We start from the raw sequence: 16,258 nt of genomic DNA, 5'->3' as shown, positions 1-16,258 counted from the left end.
ATCTGTCAAAATTAAAGTATGGCAGAAAATTATATGGAGGTTACTGCATGAGAAAAGTAGATTTGATAATTAAAAACGCTTATCTAGTTTCAATGAATACTGAGAGGGAAATATTAAATGATGCTTGTATAATAATTGAAAATAGCAAGATAATTGATATAGGAAAAGCCAATTTATTAGAAAAATATATTTCAGAAAAAACTATAGATGCTAAAGGTAAAGTGGTTTTTCCTGGATTCATAAGCACTCATTCTCATCTATTTCAGACTTTGTTAAAGGGATTAGGAAGAGATAAATTATTGCTAGACTGGCTTGATAGTTCTGTTAGAAGAGCTATCCATAAGATAGATGAAGAGTGTTGCTACTATGCGGCATTAACAGGGTGTATAGAAGCAATTAAAACAGGTACAACTACTATACTCGATTATATGTATTGTCATGGAAAAGAAGGGCTCGATGATAGCATAATACGAGCACTTGAAGACTTAGGAATAAGAGGGATACTTGGCAGAGGATTTACAGATACAAGTAAATTTCCTGAGGAATTTGGTTGTACTTATCATGATACAGAGCAAAAATTCTTTGATGATGTCAGAAGATTAGATAAAAAATATAAAAACCATTCAAGAATTAGTATGGCATTGGCACCTGGGATTATATGGGATAATACAGAAGATGGCTATAAAGAGATAAGAAAGATAGCTGATGAACTTAATATACCAATAACAATGCATTTACTTGAAACTGAAGATGATGATAAATATTGTTTAGATGATAGAGGTATGAGAACTGTACCATATCTTGAAAAAATGGGGATTTTAGGTCCTGATTTTATTGCAGTTCATTGTATACACATGTCAGATGAAGACATAGAGTTATTTAAAAAGTATGATGTTAAAATATCTCATAACCCTGTATCTAATATGGTTCTAGCAGCAGGAGTGGCACCAATTCCAAGGTTTATAGAAGAGGGATTAACTATAAGTTTGGCATGCGATGGTTCAGCTAGTAATGATACTCAAAATATGCTAGAAGTAATGAAGATGACTACATTATTACAAAAGGTTACTCATAGAGATGCAAAACTTTTACCTTCATCAAGTGTACTTGAAATGGCAACATTGGGGGGAGCAAAATCTATAAATAAATTAGATTCACTAGGTTCAATAGAGGTAGGAAAAAACGCCGATATTGTAATTTATAACCCATATAAAAGTTCAATTTCTATACCAATTCACGACCCAATTAGTTCACTAATATATTCATCTACTCCAAATAATATAGAAACTTCTATTATAGATGGAAAAGTGGTTATGGAGAATAATCAGATAACAACTATAGATGAAGAAAAGGTACTATATAAAACTCAACAAATAGCAAGTAAATTAATAGCTGATGTTGGTCTAGGTAATGTACAGTGGGGAAAAAGAATTTATAGATTGTAAAACAATTAAGAGAGGATGGTAAGAGTATGAATAATCTTGAATTTTTCAGTATACCAAGAGGTAATTTAAAAATAGATGTATTAAATAGAAATGAAAAGATATTAAGTACAATAAAGTCAAATTCTAAAGAAGATGTATGTGTACCAGATGTTGTAGAGTATTATACAGAATTATTTTTTCCTCAGGCAAGTGAAAAAAGACCATACATATTTTCATCTATGGTGTTATCTTCAGATGGAAAGATGGCCTATGAAGATAATAAGGCAGGACCTTTAATTGGGAAAAATAATTTTATAGACCCAGATGGTGCCCTAGCAGATTTTTGGGTTTTAAATGTATTAAGAGCTTGTTCAGATGCTGTGATTATTGGAGCCAGAACTCTTCAAAATGAACCTGGAATAACATGTCATGTATATGATGAAGGTCTGACACAACAAAGAAAAGATTGTTTAAATAAAAAATATCAACCATGTGGAGTAGTAGTTTCTTTTGATGCTACAGATATTCCATTTAATCACTATACATTTAAGGTTGATAAAAGCCAAGAATACAAAATGGTTATAGCTACATCTCCAAACGGCTGGGAGTATATAAAAGAAAACTCTCCTTTAAAACATGTATGTATAGGAAATTTCAGTTCAATTAAGGATGTTGATGATTATACATTTGAAGAATTATATAAAGATTTTGATGTTTTTCCTGTAATTGTCACTGGAAAAGATAGTACGCCAGATTCTGAGGTATTGCTTTATGTTCTTAAAAATTTAGGGATAGAAAAAGTGTGTGTAGAATCTCCTTCATATTGTACGCACTTAATAGAGAGTAAGTTACTCGATGAATATTTTATAAATTATTCGATGGTATTTGTAGGTGGAAGTATGACTCCAGGTTGTACAATACCTTATAGCCATTTAGAACATCCACATTCAGAATTATTGACAATAGGAATTCATAAAAATAATTTTATATTTACACGTCAAAAACTTCATTATGATATTAAAAATCAAATAGATTTAACAGCGTATAAATATTGATAACAAAATTTTGTGTATAGTGGATTAATATTTATGACTTAAAAGGAGGGATAGTGAAGATGAACACTGATTTAATAGTAATTGGTGGTGGACCAGGAGGATATGTTGCAGCAATTAGAGGAGCTCAACTTGGATTAAATGTTGTAATTATAGAAAAAAATGAACTTGGAGGTACTTGCTTAAATACAGGTTGTATTCCTACAAAGACATTATTTAAGGATGCACAAGTTTTAAATTATTTTAATCATGTTGAAGAATACGGTATAAAAGTTGACAAATATGAACTGGACTTAGAAAAAGTACAATCAAGAAAGAAAAAGGTAGTAAAAACTTTAACTAGTGGTGTAAAAGGACTATTAAAGGCTAATAAAGTAGTAATAGAAAAAGGTGAAGCAAAACTAATAAGTAGAGATTCTGTAGAAGTAAAATTGGATGATGGGTCTAAGAAAATAATTAAAGGTAGAAATATTTTAATTGCATCTGGCTCAAAATCTTCTAAGCCACCAATAAAAGGAGCTAATTTAGAAGGCGTAATAACGAGTAAAGAAGCCTTAGAAATGAATAATTTGCCTAAGAAAATTGTAATTGTTGGAGGAGGAGTTATAGGAATTGAGTTTGCAGGAATCTTAAACGAATTTGGTTCAGATGTGACTATTGTTGAATTTTTAGATACTATAATTCCTATGGTTGATAAAGAGGTATCTTCTAGATTAAGCAAATTACTAAATAAAAGAGGAATTAAAATAATAGTTTCATCGAAAGTAGAAGAAATATATAAGAATGGCGAAGGATTAGTTGCAGAGATAAGTAAGAATGGAGAAAAAACAAAACTAGCCTGTGACAACATACTTATATCCACAGGAAGGGAACTTGATGTAGAGGGATTAAATCTAGATGGTATAGGAGTAAAATATGATAAAAAAGGGATAAAAGTTGATGAAAATTATTGTACGTCTATACCAGGAATATATGCAATTGGTGATGTGATTGGAGGGGTAATGCTTGCACATGTAGCATCTGAAGAAGGCAAAGTTGCTGTTGAACGAATAGTAGGAGAAAAAACGAGTGTAGATTATAATTTAGTGCCAAATTCAATTTTTACTTTTCCAGAAGTATCTACAGTTGGATTATCTGAGGAAGAAGTTAAGGATAAAAACTTAGATTATGTTGTCAGTAAGTTTCAGTTTTCTGGGAATGGAAAGGCACTTACAATGAATGATTCAGAAGGCATGGTTAAGATAATTGCCTCAAAGGATAAAACTACAATATATGGTGTTCATATTATAGGACCTAATGCTAGCGATTTAATACATGAGGCTGTGGTTGCAATGAAAGCTATGTTGACAGTTGAAGAAGTTGCAAGTATTATGCATGGGCATCCAACTTTATCAGAAGCTTTTTTAGAAGCGTCTATGGGAATATTAGATAAGTCAATACACATGCCACCTGTCAGAAAATGATATTGTAAGAAATAAATATAAAAATAAGAAGTGGTTATATATAGGTGGATTAAGTTGAAAATAGTGGTATAGAAAAAGTAGTCAAATATTAAAGAAGGGAGTATATAATATGAAATTAAAAGTATTTGAAAAACCTTTGTTTGTTGAAGAACTAACTTTCAGGATAAATACCAACTTAATAGAAAAGTATTTACAGTTAGATTATGAGATTTGGGTTAAAGGTCTGGAATTATTAGAGGGATTTGCTGGTTCTGAGATATGGATTAGTGAAAGTAATCCAGGAGAAATAACATCAATAATATATTGGACTGATTATAAGTACTATAAAAATATTGATAAAAACTGGCTCTCTGATAGAAAGAGAAAAATGTCTGAATTGATGGGTGAGGGAAATTTAGAATTTATAAAGGCAGAGCATGAGGTCAATAAAAGATATAAACTTAGAGAATACAAGGAATAAAATTGAGTGTCACTAAAAACTATACATAGATAATATTGTGGTCAAAATAAGCATCATTCAAGTTGAAAATTAACTATATTAAGGTGTGTATAGCTCAAAATTGATTGTTAATAAATTCATGGTCGTAAAGAAAATAAAATTTATGGGAGGATTTATTTATGGAAGAGCACGATACATCAAAATTTCATCTAGAGGGAAGACCACCTTTAAAGGAAGCATTACCTTTAGGGTTACAGCATTTTGTTTCAATGATAGCAGGTAACATGGTTCCAGCCATGCTTATATCAAATATAGTAGGACTTGATAAACAGATGTCAACTATGCTTATGCAAGGAGCTATGTTGGTAGCTGGAATAGCAACTTTACTACAATTATATTCAATACCATTATTTAAAGGTTATAGGTTGGGTTCAAAGCTTCCTGTAATAATGGGCACAAATTATGTATTTTTAGGAGCATGTCTTTCAGTAGCTGGTAAATATGGACTTAAAGCTCTTTTTGGAGCGCAAATTGGTGGAGCAATAGTAGTATTCTTTATAGCTTTTGGAATTAAAAAGATAAGACATTTATTTACTCCAATTATAGCAGGTACAATGATTGCCTGTATGGGTATTAGCCTATTTCCAACTGCTGTAAAAAATTTAGCTGGAGGAGAAGGTTCAGCGACATTTGGAGAACCTATAAACTTCATGATTGGGCTTATGGTCGTTATAGCTATAATTTTGCTTATGAAATTTGGTAAGGGATTGGTTCAAGATGCCGCAATTTTAATAGGTATAATATTTGGTTATATAGTATCACTTGTATTTGGATTGGTTGATTTTTCAGCAGTTCAAGGGACTCCTATATTTTCATTTCCAAAAGCATTAGCTTTTGGTCTAGAATTTAGACTTGATTTAATATTGATGTTTGCCATACTGTTTATGGTAGCTATAGCTGATATGATGGGAGCTGCAACAATTGCTACTATGGGAGCTATGAATAGAGAGGTTACAGATAAAGAGTTAGAATCTGCTACAATGGGAAATGCATTAACATCTATAATATCATCTATATTTAGTTCAATACCAACTGGAGTATTTGGTCAAAATGCTGCAATTGTAGCTATAAACAAGGTTACTAGTAGATTTGTATTGGCAATTACAGGTGTTGTATTAATTCTGGTTGGATTTTCGCCATTATTGGGAGCAATAATAACAACTATACCTTCATGTATAATAGGAGGCGTTACTTTAATCGTATTTTCATCAATTGCTATGGCTGGTTATGATATGATAAGTCAATCAGGATTTACATCAGATAACAATCTTATAGCTGGAGTATCAATTACTTTAAGTATAGGTATAACTTCTGTACCTCAGACATTGGAAAAGTTTCCAGAGCTTATTAGAACTTTAGTTGGAAACTCTTGTATAGTATCAGTATTTATCGTAGCAATGATAATTAAGTATATATTATCAATAAAATCGAATAAGTCTAATGATATAAAAATAGAGGCTTAAATTAAAATTTATAGGAGGTATAGTCATGGCTAAAATATTGGGAATATGTGGAAGTCCAAGAAAGGGAGCAACTGAATATGCAATACTACAAGCACTGGAAGAAGCTAAAAAGATACCAGGGATAGAAGTTGATTTTTGGACTGTAAGAGGGAAGAATATAGCCCCATGTATACATTGCGATGCTTGTATGAGAAAAGCAGAAAAATGTACAATACAAGATGATATGGGAGAATTAGAAAAAAAATTACTAGAAGCAGATGGATTTATAATAGGTTCTCCTGTTTATGATATGGGTATAACTGCTCAATTGACTGCTGTATTAAATAGATTGAGACATATGTATTTGGTACATGGGTGTAATTTACAAAACAAGGTAGGTGCTGCCATAACTACTGGAGGGACTAGATATGGTGGTCAAGAAATGGCTAGGTTGCCAATTATAAATTTCTTTTTAATGCATGAGGTGTTGGTAACAGGAGGTCTTATTGGGGGATATACTGGTGCTAGTATTTGGAGTAAGGACGCAAAGGAACAAGGTGCAAAAGAAGATGAGGTAGGTATGAATACTATAAAAAGACTTGGTAGAGGGATAGCTGAAGCTGTTAAGGTATCTAAATATGGACTTGAAAAATGGAATACAGAAAAAGATGAACTAGGAATATTAAGTGAAGATGAAAAGAGTCCAGTAAAAGACCACTAGAATTTATTTGCTGATATATATTTAAATAACCCCTTTTAATGTTTATTAGATAGACTATCATAAATATTAAAAGGGGTTATTTGGTATATAAAAATTATTTGTAATAAAGTAAGATATATTAATAAATATGATAGAATATATATTATAAATTAAATTTTAGAAATATAAGGGGGGAACTTTGAGTTCTTATAGATTTCTTATATTATAAGAACCAATACTTTATGCGGGATTTATTAAATGTAACACTTATAGCAGTACTTGTTTTGATAAATGCTTTTTTTGTAGCTTGTGAATTTGCTATGGTAAAGCTTCGTAGTTCTAGAATAGATACTATGATAGCTGAAGGCAATAATAATGCAATAAGATGTAAAACAATAAAAGATAATTTAAATTCCTATCTTTCTGCATGTCAACTTGGGATAACACTCTGTTCACTTGCATTAGGTTGGATGGGAGAATCTACAGTTAAAGAGTTAATTTTACCAATAATAAGTATCTTTAATCTTAGTGAAAGTATTATATATACTATATCAATTTCTATTTCATTTTTAATTATAACGATGGTAGAAGTTGTAATAGGAGAATTAGTTCCTAAAGCTTTAGCACTTTATAATACAGAAAAAATAATGCTAAGTACATCTTTTTTATTAATAGGGTTTTACAAGTTAACTTATCCAGTAATATATTTTTTCAACCTAAGTACTGATTTATTTCTTAAACCCTTTGGATATTCACAAGGTGATGAGGTTGATGAACCACATACAGGTGATGAAATAAGATTATTGGTGGAAGAAAGTTATAGAAGTGGGCTTATAGATGAATCAGAGCAAAGATTGGTTGATAATATTTTCGAATTTGAGGAAAAGAAAATTAGAGAGATAATGGTGCCTAGAACTGATATGGTATGTATATATGAAAGTGATTCAGAAGAAAAGATATTATCTACTTTAAACGAAGAAGGTGTTACAAGATACCCAGTATGTAGAAAAAATAAAGATGATATATTAGGTTTTGTACATATAAGAGATTTATATAATCAAAAGATAAATGAAAATAAAATTGAACTAGAACAGATGTTGAGGGATATTATATATATATCTGAAAACTTAACTATAGATAAAGCTCTTGAAAGAATAAGAAAAGAGAAGCTTCAACTTGCTATAGTCGTGGATGAATACGGTGGTACATCTGGCGTGGTTACAATAGAAGATATACTAGAAGAAATAGTTGGAGAAATCCAAGATGAATTTGATAAAGAAGAGACTCATATTAAGAAAATAGGAGCAGATTCTTATTTAGTTGATGGAACTGAGTCGATTAACTATATTAATAAGTATTTTGGGCTTGATATAGAACATGATGGGTTTGACAGTATAGGTGGATGGATATCTTATATGCTTGGTTCAAATATTAAAGTAAATCAAAGTGTGACTTTTGAAAATTATAATTTCACCATATTAGAATTAGATAAATTGAGGGTTGTAAAATTAATCATAAAAAGTGTAATATAATTATATCAAAAAATATTGGAGGAATTGTATGCAAAAAGTAGAAGGAATTATTTTTGATATGGATGGAGTCTTGTTTGATTCAGAGAGAATATCTCTTGAATTTTGGATAGAGACATTTGAAAAGCATGGATATACTATGACTAAAGAAATATACACATCAGTTATGGGAAGAAATCGTAAGGGGATAATAGAAGGTCTTACGAATATATACGATAGCTCTGTGCCAATAATAGATTTATATGATGAAAAAACTAAAAACATGATTGAATTTATGGATAGAGAAGGGGCTCCTATCAAATTAGGAGTAAATGAATTAATCTCTTTTTTAAAGGAAAGTGGATATAAAATGGCTGTTGCTACATCTACAAAGAGAGAAAGAGCAGTAAAGAGATTAGCCAAAGCAAATTTAAAAAATTACTTTGATGCTATAGTCTGTGGTGACGACGTTATAAACTCTAAACCAAATCCAGAGATATTCTTAAAAGCAGCTAAAAAGATAAATGTAAATCCCCAAAATTGTATTGTTATAGAGGATTCCCCTATGGGAGTGGAAGCTGCATATAATGGTGGCATAAGGTGTATAAATGTACCAGATTTAAAAGAACCAGATGAACAGATTAAAGCACAATCACATAAGATACTTGAAAATTTACTAGAAGTTAGAGAATATCTAAAAAGTTTAAATTCTAAAACATGTAATAACCTATAATATAAAATGTTAAATTAAACAAATTAAATATAATTTCTTTGATTTAGAATAAATCCATGAATATGAGAAAAAATAATTATAAACAACTAGGAGGAATATTCATGGATAATGTAAGCTCTCTATTATATTTTTTATTTAATTTTTTCTTGTATGGTTTTATAGGTTGGATAATTGAAAACTTATACAGTTATTATACACAAGGTCATTTTCAAGAGGATGGATTTTTAAACGGTCCATTTAAGCCAATGTATGCAATTGCAATGTCGATTATAGTAGAGGTCTCAAGATTTATTGACCCTAATAATATATTTGCATTGCTTTTGTTATGTTTACTGGTACCAACAACCGTAGAATATATTACAGGTATACTTATGAAAATATATTTTAATAAGGTATATTGGGATTACTCTGATTACAAGTACAATAGTAGAGGAATAGTATGTCTAAAGTTTTCTATGTACTGGACTATATTGACTTTTATTGGAGTAAGATATTTTCAAGTATATATAGTTGATAACTTGTATCGACTTATAATGCCTTATTGGCCAATTCTTGTAACTGTACTATTGATAGCACTGTTTATAGATGAAATTTTTACTATAAAACTATTGAGAGGAAATAGAGATATAGTAGAAAGATAACTTTAAAAAGTATAGGTTAAACTTAGATTGTAGTAGAAAGAAAGCTATGTTAAAATGATGAAATCATTTAAAATTAGCTTTCTTTTTTATTTGATGAATTTATTTGAGAATATTATAATAGGTTATAAAGTTTTCTACTTAAATCAAAATAAATCATATAAAATAGGGAGTGATTGATAATGAGTAAAGTAAGATTTGGTATTATTGGTACAAGTAATATAGCAAAAACATTTCTAAGAGCTGCTTCTAGAATTAAAGAATTTGAATTGGTTGCTGTATATTCAAGGGACTTAGAAAAAGCTAAGGAATTTGGAGAGTCACATGGAGCAAGTATTTTTTTTGATGATTTAAAAAAAATGGCTAAATCAAACGATATAGATGCTATATATATAGCTTCTCCAAATGCTATACATTCAAAACAAGCTCTTACTTGTTTAAAATACAAAAAACATGTACTTTGTGAAAAATCATTAGCATCTAATTTAAAAGAAGTAAAACTAATGATAGAAACAGCTAGAGATAATAATGTACTTCTTATGGAAGCTATGAGGATTACATGTGTTCCAAACTTTAAGTCAGTTAAAGAAAACTTGTATAAAATAGGAAAGATAAGACGATACTTTGGAAGTTATTGTCAGTATTCTTCAAGATATGATAAATATAAGAATGGAATTATAGAAAATGCTTTTAAAAAAGAATTATCGAATGGTGCATTAATGGATATAGGGGTGTATTGTATACATCCTATGGTAAATTTATTTGGAGCTCCAAAGTCAGTGAAGGCAACTTCTCATATACTTCAAACTGGAGTTGATGGAGAAGGTTCAGCTGTATTTCAATATGACGATATGGATGCAATAATTCAATATTCAAAAATAGCTGATTCTTATATACCATCTGAGATACAAGGAGAAGAAGGTAGCATAATAATTGAAAAACTGAATCTATTTGAAAAAGCTATTATAAAGTATAGAGATGGAAGAGAAGAAGATATATCTATTTTAAAAGAAAAAGAAGAGGAAAAACCTAGAGAAATAGAAGGAATGTATTATGAACTTGTGGAGTTTATAAGTCTTATAAATAACAATAAAATAGAGTCTAATATAAACTCTCATGAAAACTCAATAATTGTAATGGAACTTATGGATGAGATAAGAAGACAATGTAATATTGTTTATCCAGCTGATAGTATGTAATTTATATTGTAAAGTATTGATAATATATAAAAGTGTGAGGAGATGTATATGTATAATATAAAGTGGGCTGTATTGGGACCTGGGACTATTGCTTCAGAGTTTGCACAAGCTATGAATGAGTTAAATTGTAGCGTGTATTCAGTTGCTTCAAGAAGTATTGAAAGAGCTGAGAACTTTGCAAACAAGTTTGGTATAGAAAAAGTGTATGATGATTATGATAAAATGTTAAAGAATGAGGAAATAGATGTAGTGTATATATCTACTCCACATTGTAACCATTATGAATATATAATGAAAAGCTTAGAAAATGGAAAACATGTTTTTTGTGAAAAGGCTATAACAGTAAATGGAAGTCAACTAAAAGAGATAGTAACTTTAGCTAATGAAAAGAACTTAATAGTAGCAGAGGCAATGACTATTTATTATATGCCTTTATATAAAAAATTAAAAGATATAATAGAATCTGGAACTTTGGGAAAAATTAAAATGATACAAGTATCTTTCGGAAGTTGTAAAGAGTATGATGTTAATAATAGATTTTTTAGCCAAGACTTAGCTGGAGGAGCATTACTCGATATTGGTACATATGCACTTTCATTTACTAGATACTTTATGTCAACTCAACCAAGTGAGATTTTAACAACTGTTAAAAACTTTGAAACAGGTGTAGATGAACAATCTGGAATAATTTTAAAAAATTCTAACGATGAGATGGCCGTAATATCATTAACTATGAGAGCTAAGATGCCTAAAAGAGGTATTGTTGCAGGTGAATTAGGATTTATAGCTGTAGAAAATTTTCCAAGAGCATCAAAAGCTACAATAACTTATACAGATGATGGAAGAATTGAAAATATAGAATGTGGATATACAGAAAAAGCTCTAAAGTATGAAATTGAATATATTAATAATTGTATCTTAAATAAAGTAAAAGCTGATACTATAGAATTGTCTGTAGATGTTATGGATTTAATGGATGAGATAAGAAATCAATGGGGATTAAAGTATACTTTTGAATAAATTTAATTTTAGATTAAGTTAAAATGTATACATAATTAAGTATTAAAATGTCAGATTATAAGTATAAAAAAGTACTAAGAGGAAACTCTCTTTTAGTACTTTTTTTTTATTTTTTTTACAATTTTGTAACAGTATCAAAAAAAGTTTTGACGATTTTATTACAATTTTGTAGTTGAATATATACATCAAAACTAATATGATTAATAATAACATAAATTTGAATATTTTTAGAGGAGAGAAAATATGAGAAAATTGATATACTTTATTACTCCGTTTATAATAGGCGTAGTATTTTTATTTGGGCTAGACAAATTTCTTGATTCTAAAACTGATGAACTTTTGAGGGAGAAAAATCTAATTCCAATTATGGATGATACTTTAAGTGATATAAAGGATAAAGGAGTTACAGCAAATAATCATTTTTTAAGAGAAAAAGATATTATGATTTTGGGGTCATCAGAACTTGGTAATTCAACAAAACAACATCCAAAGTACTATTTTAACACAGATAGAAGTAAAGATAAGGTATTTGCAATTGGGAGAGCCTATACTCAGACATTACAAGATGCTGCAATATTAGGAAGTATGAATCCTAATGTTGACAATAAGAAAGTTGTCTTGTTAATTTCTATGCAATGGTTTATGGAGAAGGATGGGGTAACAAGCCATCATTATCAGTCTAGATTTTCACCAATACAATTTTATAGGTTTTTAGATAATCCAAAAATATCTAAAGAAAATAAGATTGAATATGCAAAAAAATCAAGCAAACTATTATGGGGAAGTGACGAGTATAAAGCAGAGGCACTATATGCAAAATTATATGAACCTAAGACCTTGTCGGAAAAAGCTGAGAAGGTGATTTTAGAGCCTTATTTTCAAGGAAGAAAGTATTGTATAGCTCTTAAAGAAAAAGGGATACTTTATAAAAAATTAATTAGGCTAGATGAAAGAAGAAAAGGAAAAAGAAAAGGGTCAATAAATTGGTCACATGAGAGAAAGAAAGCTATTGAAGATGCTAAAAAAAGAGTTGGTAAAAATCCACTAAATATTGATAAATATTATTATCAAATGCATTTTAAGGATGGTATAGAACAATTTAAAGGAAGAGATAAAGACGTAGATTTATTAACTTCTAAGGAGTTTGAAAGTTATAAACTTATGCTAAATGTATGTACTGACTTAGATATTAAGCCAGTTGTTGTACTAATCCCAAGTATGGGTAAATTCTATGATTTGACTGGGATATCTGAAAAAGAAAGAGACCAATACTATGATAAAGCACAAAAAATAGCAGAAAGTAAGGGTTTTGAAGTTCTAAATCTTAAAGATAAAGGGTCAGATAAATATTATTTAAGAGATGTAATGCATCTTGGTACGAAAGGATGGGTAGATGTCTGTGAGAGATTATTTAAAATATTTAAAGAGCAATAAGGAATTGGTAACTAGTATTTGTTTAACTATGGTTATAATATTGGCGATAGGAGTACTAACATTTACTCCATTTAAAGAATTGCCATTTATTTATAACGGATTTTAAAGGAGAATTTTTATATGAAAATTATTGAAGGAATAAAAAAATATTCAAATACAGATAGAATAGCACTAATGTGTAATGGAAATAAACTTTCTTATAAAGATTTAAATCAGTATTCAGATGCTATATCAGTATTTCTAAAAGATGTATACAAAGAAGAAGATACTCCAATAGTGATTTATGGAAATAAAGAAAATATGATAATGGCATGTATGATAGGAGCTTTAAAATCAGGTAGAGCATATGTACCTCTTGACATTAGTTTTCCAATAGATAGAGTTTTTGAAGTTACTAAAGAGATAAAACCAAAGGTATTATTTAATTTTAGTGATGAAAAAGATTTTGGAGATATCAATGTAATTGATATGGACAAACTAAATAACATAATAAATGAATATCAAGGAAAATCATTACATAAAGAAAACTGGGTAAAAGATGATGAAAATGCATATATACTGTTTACCTCAGGAAGTACAGGAAAACCAAAAGGGGTTCAAATAAGTTCAAACAATTTAGATAGCTTTTCGGATTGGATAAGCCCATATCTAAATATAGATGGAAGTGAAAAAGTAATAATGAATCAAGCAGCATATTCTTTTGACCTTTCAGTTACAACAATATATCCTGGTCTTATTCATGGAGCAACCTTATTTTCAATATCAAAAGATGTATTAGCAGACTATAAAGAACTATTTAGACAGTTTAGTATGTCAGATATAGCTGTATGGGTGTCAACTCCGTCTTTTGCAGGTGTATGTGTAACAGAAAAAGAATTTAATAGTAAGATGCTTCCTAAACTTGAATCAATGATATTCATAGGAGAAGCACTTTCAAAAAATCTCACTAAGGAACTTATGAGTAGATTTCCAAATACAAGAGTCATCAATGGATATGGACCAACTGAAGCTACTGTTGGTGTGAGTGTAAATGATATGACTCAGGAAGCCATAGAGGATGAAAAAAGTCTTCCAGTTGGATATCCTATGCCAAACTGCAAAATAAAAATACTTGATGAGGATGGAAATGAGCTTGAAGAAAATGAAAAAGGTGAGATTATAATAATTGGGCCATCAGTTTCTAAAGGTTATTTTAATAATAAAGAAAAAACTGACGAAGTATTCTTCTATGATGAAATAGATGGTGTAAAATGGAGAGCTTATAAAACTGGAGATATGGGATATCTTCTAGATGGAAACATATACTATTGTGGAAGAAAAGACTTCCAAATAAAATTAAATGGATTTAGAATTGAAATAGAAGATATAGAGAATAACTTAAGAAAAGTACATAATGTAAAAAATGCAGTAGTTTTACCAATATATAAGGATGAAAAAATTGCTTACTTAAAAGGTATTGTTGAGTTAAATGAAAAGAATGATTTAAGTAATATTAAAAATGGGATGGTAATAAAAAAGGAACTTGGAAAATATATACCTTCATATATGATTCCAAGAAATATTTCAATAATCTCTAAGTTTCCAACAAATATCAATGGTAAAATAGACAGAAAGAAACTTATGGAGGAAATTTAATGATTTTTTCACAGTATGGAGATTATTTTTATCTTTATATATTATTATTAACATCAATACCAGCAGTGATTTTAGGTCTAATGGGTAAGAATATAAAGTATTATGGTATGTTGGCAAGTTTATTCATGGTATTCTTAATTGTAGGAATGGATGTCCAACTAAAATACCTAGTGATATTTATTATTTTTGAAGTGATAATAGTTAAAGGATATGAATATGTAAGAAGAAAAACTAAAAATAAATACATATATTGGGGCTTCTTGTTTGCATCAATGCTCCCAATAATAATCAACAAAATATCTCCAGTTACTTCTTTTGGGATAATTGGATTTATTGGAATATCATACTTAAATTTCAGAACTATACAAATGGTTATTGAGATTTATGATGGAGCTATAAAAGAAGTTAAAATTTCAAAAATGCTTTATTTTATGCTATTTTTTCCAACATTAAGTTCTGGTCCTATTGATAGGTCAAGACGTTTTGAGCAAGATTTGGAAAAACAAATATCTAGAAAAGAGTATCTAGAAGAATACTTGCTGCCTGGAATAAAAAATATTGTTATGGGTGTAGGTTATAAGTTTGTTATAGCATTTTTGATAAATACATATTGGGTATCAAGAATACCTAAAGATATGAGTTTTATAAATATTTTAAGCTATATGTATGCATACAGCTTATACTTATTCTTCGACTTTGCAGGTTATAGTCTATTTGCTATAGGGGCAGGATACATATTTGGAATACAAGTACCTATAAACTTTGACAAGCCATTCATCAGTAAAGATATGAAGGAATTCTGGACAAGATGGCATATAAGTCTTTCAAGATGGTTTGGAGATTATATTTTTTCAAGATTCGTTATGTCATCAATGAGAAAGAAAAGGTTTAAGAAAAGGACTACTGCTGCTCATGTAGCTCAGATGATAACCATGATAACTATGGGATTTTGGCATGGGCTAACTTGGTATTACGTTGTATATGGAGTATATCAAGGACTAGCGCTTGTTTTAACTGATATATATCAGAGAAAATCTAAATTTTATAAAAAACATAAAAAAGAAAAATGGTTCGAGAGAGTTCAAATTTTCATTACATTCCATATTGTATGTTTTGGATTACTGATATTCTCAGGTTATTTAGCTTAATTTTAAGGAGGCAAATTTATGCAAGAAACAGTTATAGAAATATTTGAAGATGTATTAGGAACTGATGAGATAAGAGAAGATTTAGACCTTAACTTATTTGAGACAGAGCTTTTAGACTCATTAGCTATAATTGAGGTTTTACTTGAAATTGAAAATAGACTAGGTATAGAACTTCAACCAACTGATTTAGAGAGAAAAGATATGTCTACTGTAAATAATTTAGTAAAATTCTTGGAGACAAGAAAATAAATTAATAGTTAAGTTTTAAATATTATTTTATAAAATAAAGTTTTACCAAGTCCATCTGATATTAATATTTGATGGACTTTTTTTATTATAATATACATTCTTTTAAATTGAACT

Annotated in this window: 15 protein-coding genes; all 15 read left to right on the top strand. The window is 29.3% G+C overall.

Annotation, left to right across the window (positions count from 1 at the left end; genetic code table 11):
• The first annotated feature begins 47 nt into the window (after window positions 1-47).
• The 15 genes from ACTG45_RS15935 (at window position 48) to dltC (ending at window position 16,144) form a co-directional block, all read left to right on the top strand.
• Entirely contained in the window at window positions 48-1,445 is a 1,398-nt protein-coding gene (locus ACTG45_RS15935) for an amidohydrolase family protein (RefSeq protein WP_479919369.1), read from the top strand.
• Between the two features lie 26 nt (window positions 1,446-1,471).
• On the top strand, window positions 1,472-2,479 hold the full coding sequence (locus ACTG45_RS15930; RefSeq protein ID WP_021385895.1) for a dihydrofolate reductase family protein: 1,008 nt from the start codon (window positions 1,472-1,474) through the stop codon (window positions 2,477-2,479).
• Window positions 2,480-2,538: 59 nt separating this feature from the next.
• The gene (gene lpdA, locus ACTG45_RS15925) at window positions 2,539-3,939 is read left to right on the top strand and encodes a dihydrolipoyl dehydrogenase (protein WP_479919368.1); all 1,401 of its coding nucleotides are present in this window, start codon (window positions 2,539-2,541) and stop codon (window positions 3,937-3,939) included.
• A gap of 109 nt (window positions 3,940-4,048) precedes the next feature.
• On the top strand, window positions 4,049-4,399 hold the full coding sequence (locus ACTG45_RS15920; protein ID WP_479919367.1) for a TIGR03792 family protein: 351 nt from the start codon (window positions 4,049-4,051) through the stop codon (window positions 4,397-4,399).
• A gap of 158 nt (window positions 4,400-4,557) precedes the next feature.
• The gene (locus ACTG45_RS15915; protein WP_479919366.1) at window positions 4,558-5,901 is read left to right on the top strand and encodes a uracil-xanthine permease family protein; all 1,344 of its coding nucleotides are present in this window, start codon (window positions 4,558-4,560) and stop codon (window positions 5,899-5,901) included.
• A gap of 25 nt (window positions 5,902-5,926) precedes the next feature.
• Entirely contained in the window at window positions 5,927-6,601 is a 675-nt protein-coding gene (locus ACTG45_RS15910; RefSeq protein ID WP_021385824.1) for a flavodoxin family protein, read from the top strand.
• A gap of 221 nt (window positions 6,602-6,822) precedes the next feature.
• Window positions 6,823-8,112, top strand: a complete 1,290-nt coding sequence (locus tag ACTG45_RS15905; RefSeq protein WP_479919365.1) for a hemolysin family protein — start codon at window positions 6,823-6,825, stop codon at window positions 8,110-8,112.
• A gap of 28 nt (window positions 8,113-8,140) precedes the next feature.
• Entirely contained in the window at window positions 8,141-8,821 is a 681-nt protein-coding gene (locus tag ACTG45_RS15900; RefSeq protein WP_479919364.1) for an HAD family hydrolase, read from the top strand.
• A gap of 101 nt (window positions 8,822-8,922) precedes the next feature.
• Window positions 8,923-9,462, top strand: coding sequence for a putative ABC transporter permease (locus ACTG45_RS15895; RefSeq protein WP_021385871.1), 540 nt, complete (start codon window positions 8,923-8,925; stop codon window positions 9,460-9,462).
• A 179-nt stretch (window positions 9,463-9,641) separates the two neighbouring features.
• On the top strand, window positions 9,642-10,658 hold the full coding sequence (locus tag ACTG45_RS15890) for a Gfo/Idh/MocA family protein (protein ID WP_021385901.1): 1,017 nt from the start codon (window positions 9,642-9,644) through the stop codon (window positions 10,656-10,658).
• 48 nt (window positions 10,659-10,706) lie between these two features.
• On the top strand, window positions 10,707-11,678 hold the full coding sequence (locus tag ACTG45_RS15885) for a Gfo/Idh/MocA family protein (RefSeq protein WP_479917408.1): 972 nt from the start codon (window positions 10,707-10,709) through the stop codon (window positions 11,676-11,678).
• Window positions 11,679-11,921: 243 nt separating this feature from the next.
• Window positions 11,922-13,112: a D-alanyl-lipoteichoic acid biosynthesis protein DltD gene (gene dltD, locus ACTG45_RS15880; RefSeq protein ID WP_021385877.1), complete on the top strand. Its 1,191-nt coding sequence runs from the start codon at window positions 11,922-11,924 to the stop codon at window positions 13,110-13,112.
• A gap of 120 nt (window positions 13,113-13,232) precedes the next feature.
• Window positions 13,233-14,747: a D-alanine--poly(phosphoribitol) ligase gene (locus tag ACTG45_RS15875; protein ID WP_021385927.1), complete on the top strand. Its 1,515-nt coding sequence runs from the start codon at window positions 13,233-13,235 to the stop codon at window positions 14,745-14,747.
• The gene (gene dltB / locus ACTG45_RS15870; RefSeq protein WP_479919363.1) at window positions 14,747-15,895 is read left to right on the top strand and encodes a D-alanyl-lipoteichoic acid biosynthesis protein DltB; all 1,149 of its coding nucleotides are present in this window, start codon (window positions 14,747-14,749) and stop codon (window positions 15,893-15,895) included. The genes ACTG45_RS15875 and dltB overlap by 1 nt, the downstream gene beginning before the upstream one ends.
• Before the next feature lie 18 nt (window positions 15,896-15,913).
• A complete protein-coding gene (gene dltC, locus ACTG45_RS15865; RefSeq protein WP_003422749.1) occupies window positions 15,914-16,144 on the top strand; it encodes a D-alanine--poly(phosphoribitol) ligase subunit DltC in 231 nt (76 codons plus the stop codon).
• Window positions 16,145-16,258: the final 114 nt, after the last annotated feature.

The sequence above is a fragment of the Clostridioides sp. LIBA-7602 genome, from assembly GCF_056688945.1.
This window is presented reverse-complemented; position numbering and strand designations above follow the sequence as displayed.